Below are 8,366 nucleotides of genomic sequence, written 5' to 3'. Positions count from 1 at the left end.
CGGCCCGCTGCGCTTCAGCGAGGACTTCGACGCCGCGCCTGGCGAACTGCTGCACACCGCCTGCCAGCTGCGCATGGAAGGGCTGATCGGCAAGCGGGCCGACGCGCCGTATGTCTCGCGCCGTTCGGCCGACTGGCTCAAGCTCAAGTGCACCCAGCGCCAGGAGTTCGTCGTCGTCGGCTACACCGACCCGCAGGGCAACCGCAGCGGCTTCGGCGCGCTGCTGCTGGCGGTGCACGACCGCGAAGGCAGGCTGCAATACGCCGGCAATGTCGGTAGCGGCTTCAACACCGCCACGCTGAAGAAGCTCGCCGCGCAGCTGCAGGCCCTGGAAAGCACGCGTTCGCCGCTGTTGCTGAGCGCGGCCGAGTTGAAAGAGGCGGGCATCAAGGCCGGTGTGCACTGGGTGCGGCCCAAGCTGGTGGCCGAGGTCTCGTTCAGCGAATGGACCGGCCAGGGCCGGGTGCGCCACGGCGTGTTCCACGCGCTGCGCAGCGACAAGCCGGCAGGCGCCATCGTGCACGAGCAGCCGGTGGCGGTGAAGGGCGGCAAGCTGGCGGCCGCTGCGCCGGAGAATGCCTCCGAGCTGCCGCCACCAGCCAGCGGGCGTGCCTGCGGGAAGCTGCCTGCCGGGCTGAAGCTCACGCATGCCTCGCGGGTGATCGACGCCAAGAGCGGCACCACCAAGCAGCAGCTGGCGGAGTTCTATGCCGCCGTCGCGCCACGACTGCTCAAGCTCTGCGAAGACCGCCCGCTGGCGCTGGTGCGTGGCCCCGAAGGCGTGGGCGGCCAGCTGTTTTTCCAGAAGCACGCAGCCGGCCTGAAGATCCCCGGCCTGACCCAGCTGGACCCGTCGCTGGACCCGGGCCATGCGCCGCTGGTGACCATGGCCAGCGCCCGCACCTTGCTCGGCGCGGTGCAGATGAACGTGATCGAGCTGCATGCCTGGAACGGCCGCGTGCGCAGCGTCGAGGGCCAACCTTCCATCGCCCAGCCGGACCGCCTGACTTTCGACCTCGACCCCGGCGAAGGCGTGGCCTGGCCGCAGGTCCAGGAAGCCGCCCAGCTGGTGCATGCCATGCTGGACGAATTGAAGCTCACCGCCTTCCTGAAGACCAGCGGTGGCAAGGGCCTGCACGTGGTCGTGCCGTTCCAGCCGGACCTGGGCTGGGACGCGGTCAAGGCCTTCTCCAAGGCCATCGTCCAGCATCTGGCCAGCACCTTGCCGCAGCGCTTCGTCGCCAAGAGCGGGCCGAAGAACCGCGTCGGCAAGATCTTTGTCGACTACCTGCGCAACGGCTTCGGCGCCACGACAGCCTGCGCCTGGTCCGCCCGCGCCCGGCCGGGGCTTGGCGTGTCGGTCCCCGTCGACTGGGAAGAGTTGCCGACGCTGACCGGTGGCGACCACTGGACAGTCCCCACCATCGCCGCCCGCCTGAAGGCGCCGGACCGCTGGGCCGGCATGGAGCGGCACGGTCGGCAGAAGCTGCAGCCGGCGATGCAGGTGCTGGGGCACTTGCCGTGAGGAGCGGCCTGTGAAAGACCCGCCTTGCCGCTGTCAAAACCTGCTCGTTCATGCATGACATGCATAATCAAGGCACGGCTGCGATGACGCGGCCTTTTTTTGTGTCCACGGAGCAGAGCATGCAAGACGACAAAGGGCTGGCGTGGGTACTGCGCCAGCACGAAAGCAAGATTCTGCAGGACTGGACTGGCGCGCTGCAGGAAGTGCGGCGTCATGGCAGTCCCGGCAGCGGCGACACGCAAGCGCAAGCGCGCAGCTTCCTCGCCGCCTTTGCAGCGGCCATCCGCAGGTCCAGCGACGCCGACATGGCGGGCACCGAATGGGACGACGTGCGGGCGCTGTTGACCGACCTGTCGCGTGACCGTGCCGTGGCCGGCTTCAGCCCCACCGAAACCGCCACCTTTGTCTTCTCGCTGAAGCAGCCCTTGTTCGTGGCGCTGCGCGAGTCGCTGGCCGACGACCCGAAGCGGCTCAGCAGTGAACTCTGGGCCGTCTCGCTGATGCTGGACAAGCTGGGCCTGTTCAGCATCGAGGCGTACCAGAACGGCCGGGAGCAGGTCATCGAGCGGCAGCACCAGGAGCTGCTGGACCTGTCGACGCCGGTGGTCGAGCTCTGGCAGGGCATCCTCGCGCTGCCGCTGATCGGCACGCTGGACAGCGAGCGCACCCAGACCGTGATGGAGAGCCTGCTGGAGGCCATCGTCGAGAAGGAAGCGACCGTGGCGATCCTGGACATCACAGGCGTGCCGACCGTTGACACGCTGGTCGCCCAGCACCTGATGAAGACGGTGGCGGCCGCCCGGCTGATGGGGGCCGAATGCATCATCAGCGGCATCCGCCCGCAGATCGCGCAGACGATTGTTCACCTCGGGGTCAACCTCGACGGTGTCATCACCAAGGCCACCCTGGCCGGCGCGCTGCAGACGGCCTTGCGCAAGACCGGGCAGAGCGTGCAGCGCGCCGAGCCGCTGAAGGTCGGCAACTAGAGGCCGCGCCCGGTGGACCACATTCCCATCCTCAAGGTCGACAGCTTCCTGCTGGTCTCCATCCAGGTCGAGTTGCACGACGAGCTCGCGATGAGCCTGCAGGACGACCTGACCCAGAAGCTGCTGAAGACCAACTCGCACGGCGTGCTGATCGACATCTCGGCGCTGGAGATCGTCGACTCCTACATTGGCCGCATGCTGTCGCAGATCTCGGCCATCGTGGGCATCATGGATGCCACCATGGTGCTGGTCGGCATGCGACCGGCCGTGGCGATCACGCTGGTCGAACTCGGCATGACCATGGCCGGCGTGCGCACGGCGCTGAACGTGGACAAGGGCCTGGCACTGCTGCGGCGTTCTCTGGACGAGCCCGGAAGGATCGTCGCCGCACCGTGACCGACGCTGTCGTGGTCGAGATCCGCACGTCTGAACAAGTCAGCGCGGCCCGCAGGTTGGTGCAGGCACGTGCGATGGCCATCGGCCTGTCGACGCTGGAGATGACCAAATTCGTCACGGCGGCCAGCGAGCTCGCGCGCAATGTGCTCGTGCATGGCGGCGGCGGCACGATGACCATGCGTGACCTGCAGCGCGACGGCAAGCCAGGCCTGCAACTCGATTTCGAGGACCAGGGGCCTGGCATTGCCGACGTGCAGCAGGCGCTGCGCGACGGCTACACCACCGCCAACAGCCTGGGCCTGGGGCTGGGCGGTGCCCAGCGCCTGGTCAATGAATTCGAGATCGTCTCCCGCCCAGGCGCGGGCACGCATGTGCGGATCGTGCAGTGGAAACGACGGTAACCGTCGACGACCACAGCCGCATTGCGGAGGTGCGTCGTGCCGCGGCCCTGCTCGGCCAGACGATGGGCCTGAGCCCTGAGTTGATCGCGCAGGCATCGCTGGTCACGTCCGAGCTGTGCACCAACATCCTCAAGTACGCAGAGCGGGGCGAGGTCTGGCTGAGCACGCTGGCGGCCAATGGCACGGCCTACGGGCTGGACATCGTCGCGCTGGACCGCGGCCCGGGCATTGCCAACTTCGCCGCCGCGGCCAAGGATGGCTTTTCCACCGGTGGCAGCCTGGGCATCGGGCTGGGCACCATGCGCCGCGCTGCCGCGCTGTTCGACATCTACACCGCGCCCGGCCTGGGCACTGCCGTGCTGGTGCGCTTGCAGGAAAAGAAGCTTGCAGCGCCAGGGGACGACGGTTTTGTCGTCGGCAGCCGGATGACGCCGATACGCGGCGAGATCGTGTCGGGCGACAGCTGGTCCTGCCTGCGGTTTGGCCCGTCCATCGCGGTGACGGTGGTCGACGGTCTTGGCCATGGCCCGAAGGCGGCCGAGGCGGCGCACGCCGCGATCGAAACCTTCCACCGCTGCGTGCGCGATGTCGGTCCGGCCCAGGTCGTGCAGCTGGCCCATCAGGCCTTGTTGTCGACACGCGGTGCGGTGATGGCGGTGGCCTGCATCGATGGCGATGCGCAGACGCTGCGCTTTGCCGGCCTGGGCAACATCAGTGCGGTGGTCCACACCCAGGGCGTGGCGGTGCGCCTGAGTTCGAGCGACGGCACGGTCGGCTACGGCGTGCAGAGGGCGCGCGAGTCCTCGGTCGCCTGGGTGCCCCGCTCGACGCTGATCCTCAACACCGATGGCCTGAGCTCCCGCTGGAGCCTGGCCAGGCATCCCGGCCTGCTGGCCTGCCATCCCTTGCTGATTGCGGCCGTGCTGCATCGGGACTTCGCTCGCAACACGGACGACGCCACCGTCGTCGTCATCCAGGGCCAATGATGCAGATCGCTGTTTTGACCGTCAGGATCCAGACCAACCAGAGCCTGGTGATGCTGCGGCATCGGTGTCGCCAGGTCGGCGAGTTGTTCGGCCTCGAAGCCCTGCAGCGCACGCGCCTGACCACGGCCGTGTCGGAGATTGGCCGCAATGCGCTGCAGCATGCCGGTGCCGCCACGGTGAGCTTTCTGGTCGGCGATTCGGCCACCTTGCCGGGCGCGCAATCGGTGCTGATCCGGGTCGCGGACAAGGGCCCCGGCATGCCGGCTTCAATCTGGGCCGATGGCGAGATCGGCGCGCTGCACAGGGCCGGCGGCCTGCACGGCAGCCAGCGCCTGGTGGACGCCTTCTGGATCGAGACCCCGCCTGGCGGTGGGGCCAGCGTGTCGATGGAAATGCTGCTGCCGCGCACGGCGCCCAGGCTGGCGGCCGCCGACATCGGCCAGCGCATCGATGAGCTGCTGCGCTCCCAGCAGCAGAGCCCGCACGAGGAGCTCGAGCAGCAGAACCGCGACATGCTGCACGCGCTGGACGAGTTGCGCCAGCGCAAGCACGACCTGGAACTGGCCGATCAGCGCAAGAACGAATTCGTGGCGATGCTGGCCCATGAGTTGCGCAACCCGCTCGCGGCGATCTCGATGAGCATCGAGGTGATGCGGCGCAAGCGCGACCTCAGCATGGCCGAGGTCGGGAAGTACCGCGACACCATCGGCCGTCAGGCGACCCAGCTCACCAAGCTGGTCAACGACCTGATGGACGTCTCGCGCGTCTCGCGCGGCAAGGTCGAACTGGAGCGCGCCGTGGTCGGCGTCGGCTCGCTGGTGTTCGAAGCCATCGAGATGACGCGGGCCTTTGTCGATGCGAAGCAGCACCGGCTGCGCGTGCCGGCCCTGGACGACGTGGCCTTTGTCGATGTCGACCTGGTGCGCATGAAGCAGGTCATCAGCAACCTGGTGCACAACGCTGCGCGCTACACGCCCGAAGGCGGCCTGATCGAGATCGGCATCACGCCGGCCGACGCGGTGGTGCACATCAGCGTCAAGGACAACGGCGTTGGCATTGATGCACCGATGCTGCCGAAGATCTTCGAGCTGTTCACGCAGGCACCGAACAGCCTGGCGCGAGAAGACGTCGGCCTGGGCATTGGCCTGACCATCGTGCAGCGCATGGCCGCGGACCACGGCGGCAGCATCCGTGCAAGCAGTGCCGGGCTGGGCCTGGGCAGTGAATTCATCCTGACGCTGCCGACCGTTGCCAAGCCCGCGGTCGCAACCGAGGAGCCGCCGTTGTTCGCGCCGGCACCGGAGACCGCCCCGCGACAGCGGCGGCTGCTGCTGGTGGACGACAACGCCGACGCGCTGCAGGCCATGGCCGAGTTGTGCCGGATGCACGGCTACGCCTGCACGGTGGCCAGCGACGGGCCGCAAGGCCTGGCCGCCGCCATCGACCAGCCGCCCGAGATCGCCATCGTCGACATCGGCCTGCCCGGCCTCGATGGCTTTGGCCTGGCGAGCGAGCTGCGCCAACGGTACGGCCCCGACATGACCCTGATCGCCATCAGCGGCTACTCGACGCAGGACACCCGGCTGCGCGCCAAGCAAGCCGGCTTCGACGATTTCCTGGTCAAGCCAATCGACATGCATGCCCTGCTGCTGCGGCTCGCAACAAGCGCTGGCCACGACGCCGGTCAGCCGATGAGGTGAGGTGGCCGGCGCCTCGGGGGCGCTTGTGCCAACACAGGCAGGCCGCATTGGTACGCGAGGCATCTGCGCGGGTTTCGGAGATGACCTCTGGCGGTTACGAGCTGATCAAGCCCCCGCGCCCCCATCCGCATGCCCCAAGAGCGCGAATACCCCGGCAGGGTGTCCGGCACGCAGTTGGTGAACCCGGACTTCGTCGCCTTCGCCCAAGCCTTTGTCGCGCATGCCGAGCGCATCGAACACGAGGTGGACTTCCCCGCGGCATTCGCGCGCGCCAAGGCCTCAGGCAAGGCCGCGATGATCGAGCTGGTGACCGACCGGCTGCAGCTCGGGCCGCAGTCGCGCATGAAGATCGCCTGCTGCCGTCACAACTGCTTGGCCGAGAAGGTGTCGCAGGCGCCGGGGTCGCCCTTGTCGTAGCCGGTGCTGAACCACTTCACGCGCTGGGCGGAGCTGCCGTGGGTGAAGGCGTCGGGCACGACGTGGCCGCGGGACTGTTGTTGCAGGCGGTCGTCGCCAATGGCCGTGGCTGCGCGCAGGGCGGATTCCAGGTCGCCCGGTTGCAGCCAGTGCAGGCGCTGCTGGGCATTGTTGGCCCAGACGCCGGCGTAGCAGTCGGCCTGCAGTTCCATGCGCACGGACAGGCCATTGGCGCCTTCCATGCGGGCGCCGCGCTGGCGTGCCTGGTCGACCTTGGCGGAGGTGCCGAGCAGGCGCTGCACATGGTGGCCGACTTCGTGGGCAATCACGTAAGCCCGCGCAAAGTCGCCGGAGGCCGCGAAGCGGGTTTCCATGTCGTGGAAGAAGCTCAGGTCCAGGTACACGCGCTGGTCGCCCGGGCAGTAGAACGGGCCGACCGCCGACTGGGCGTAGCCGCAGGCGGAGTTCACGCCGCCGTTGAACAGCACCAGCGTCGGGTCGCGGTACTGCTTGCCGCTGGCGCGGAAGATCGCGCCCCAGGTGTCCTCGGTGTCGCCGAGGATGGCGCGCACGAACTCGGTCTGCGGGTTCTTCGCAGCCGGCGAGGTGTGGGCTTCGCGCGGTGGCGGCGCCTGGTGCTGCACGCTGCCGCCGCCGGACATCTGGCCCAGCAGCTGCAGCGGGTTGATGCCGGTGAACAGGCTGATGACCAGCACCACGGCCACGCCGCCAATGCCCAGCCCGGTGCCGCCGCCCACGCGGAAGCCGCCACCGCCGCCGTTGCCACCGTCGTCATCGGCCTCGACCACGTTGTCGCTGCGCCGGCCTCGTTCCCACTCCATCGCGTTCTCCGGTAACCGGCTGCGCGGGGCGCCTGCCGGTGGATCCATCCAGCCCGCATTCTGCGGCAAGGCCGGACATGACAAGGCCCGCGAAAGCGGTCAGTCGCTCGCGCGGGCCTTGGGGTCGGACTGCCGGGCCTGCCGGCAGGCGGTGCGAGAGGCTTACACCTTCATGGCCCGTGCCTGGTCGCGCAGCGCGCGGATCTGGTCATGGTTGCGCTGCGCGCCGTCGGCCTGGCGCTGGACCAGCATGCGGATGTCCGCCGGCAGGTCTTCCTTCAAGGCCTTGCGGTACGCGCCCAGGGCCACGTCCTCGCCGCGCTCGGCTTCTTCGAGCAACGCCAGGTCGGTGTAGCCGGCCAGCGTGCCCTTCACGGCGACCCAGCCGCGGTGCATGGCGCCGCCGGCGGTGCCGCCGTCTTCCGGCGTTTCGCCCATGGTGCGGATCACGCTCTGCAGCTCGGAGGCCGCCTGGCGGCAGTCGGCCGCACGGGTCAGGAAGCTCTGGCGCAGCGCCGCGTCCTTGGCGTGTTCGGCGCAGGCCTGGAAGCCGAATTCGCCGTCCTTGCTGGTTTCAACGAGGCGATCCAGGGTCTTGGTGATGTCATTCTTGTCCATGATGTCCTTCCGGTCTTCGGTTGCGAGATTGCCCGTTGCGGGGCCGCTGTCCCAGGTTCGGCAAGCCGTGTGCCCATCGGCTGCGGGTTGGGGATGGCTGTGGTTCTGAAGGTGTTTTCGGTGGTGTTGGGCGCAGATGGGGCGTGGAATGCTTTGCCGCAGTGCTTACCGCCGGGTTTCGCGCGGCGTTGCTTTTTCTGCCATGGCCCGGCGCAGCGCGGCCAGCAGCGGGCCGGGTGCGCAGGGCTTGCGCAGCACGATGAAGTCCTGCACTTCGGCCAGCGCCGCGCTGTAGCCGCTGATCAGCACCACCGGCAGCGTTGGCCGCTCGCGCCGCAGCATGCGCGCCAGCGTCAGCCCGTCAATGCCGCCCGGCATCACCACGTCGCTGAGCACCGCGTCGAAGGGCTCGTCTTCCAGTTTCTGCAGCGCCTCGGCGGCATTCGCGGCCCAGCTCACTTCGCAGCCATAGCAGCTCAGCAGCAGGCCGGTGGT

The 8,366-nt window shown here is 68.5% G+C and carries 10 protein-coding genes; 7 read left to right on the top strand and 3 right to left on the bottom strand.

Annotated elements, in window-relative coordinates:
• The 7 genes from ligD to FKP22_RS13840 all read left to right on the top strand — a co-directional run.
• On the top strand, positions 1-1,525 hold a 1,525-nt coding region (gene ligD / locus FKP22_RS13870), incomplete at its 5' end, for a DNA ligase D (RefSeq protein ID WP_141288072.1).
• Positions 1,526-1,644: 119 nt separating this feature from the next.
• Entirely contained in the window at positions 1,645-2,511 is an 867-nt protein-coding gene (locus tag FKP22_RS13865) for an STAS domain-containing protein (protein WP_141288071.1), read from the top strand.
• A gap of 12 nt (positions 2,512-2,523) precedes the next feature.
• Entirely contained in the window at positions 2,524-2,907 is a 384-nt protein-coding gene (locus FKP22_RS13860; protein ID WP_141288070.1) for an STAS domain-containing protein, read from the top strand.
• Positions 2,904-3,308, top strand: coding sequence for an anti-sigma regulatory factor (locus tag FKP22_RS13855; protein WP_231010142.1), 405 nt, complete (start codon positions 2,904-2,906; stop codon positions 3,306-3,308). Before FKP22_RS13860 ends, FKP22_RS13855 begins: the two co-directional genes overlap by 4 nt.
• The gene (locus tag FKP22_RS13850; protein WP_141288069.1) at positions 3,293-4,294 is read left to right on the top strand and encodes a SpoIIE family protein phosphatase; all 1,002 of its coding nucleotides are present in this window, start codon (positions 3,293-3,295) and stop codon (positions 4,292-4,294) included. Before FKP22_RS13855 ends, FKP22_RS13850 begins: the two co-directional genes overlap by 16 nt.
• A complete protein-coding gene (locus FKP22_RS13845; protein WP_170200898.1) occupies positions 4,294-5,994 on the top strand; it encodes an ATP-binding response regulator in 1,701 nt (566 codons plus the stop codon). The genes FKP22_RS13850 and FKP22_RS13845 overlap by 1 nt, the downstream gene beginning before the upstream one ends.
• Before the next feature lie 129 nt (positions 5,995-6,123).
• Positions 6,124-6,411 carry a thiamine pyrophosphate-dependent enzyme gene (locus tag FKP22_RS13840; protein WP_141288067.1) on the top strand — a complete coding sequence of 96 codons (288 nt, stop codon included), beginning with the start codon at positions 6,124-6,126 and terminating at the stop codon, positions 6,409-6,411.
• Here FKP22_RS13840 and ypfJ read toward each other — a convergent pair.
• From ypfJ to FKP22_RS13825, 3 genes are all read right to left on the bottom strand, one after another.
• On the bottom strand, positions 6,357-7,253 hold the full coding sequence (gene ypfJ / locus FKP22_RS13835; RefSeq protein WP_141288066.1) for a KPN_02809 family neutral zinc metallopeptidase: 897 nt from the start codon (positions 7,251-7,253) through the stop codon (positions 6,357-6,359). The two genes, FKP22_RS13840 and ypfJ, sit on opposite strands and share 55 nt — an antisense overlap.
• A 162-nt stretch (positions 7,254-7,415) precedes the next feature.
• Positions 7,416-7,871 carry a PA2169 family four-helix-bundle protein gene (locus FKP22_RS13830; RefSeq protein ID WP_170200897.1) on the bottom strand — a complete coding sequence of 152 codons (456 nt, stop codon included), beginning with the start codon at positions 7,869-7,871 and terminating at the stop codon, positions 7,416-7,418.
• 165 nt (positions 7,872-8,036) lie between these two features.
• Positions 8,037-8,366 (bottom strand): response regulator (locus FKP22_RS13825; RefSeq protein WP_141288064.1); only part of this gene is annotated, 330 nt, incomplete at its 5' end.

Origin of the sequence: Ideonella azotifigens (assembly GCF_006519715.1) — a bacterium.
Taxonomy (GTDB): Bacteria; Pseudomonadota; Gammaproteobacteria; order Burkholderiales; family Burkholderiaceae_C; genus Ideonella; species Ideonella azotifigens.
Note: the sequence above shows the minus strand (reverse complement) of the source record. Positions and strands in the feature narration are given on the sequence as shown.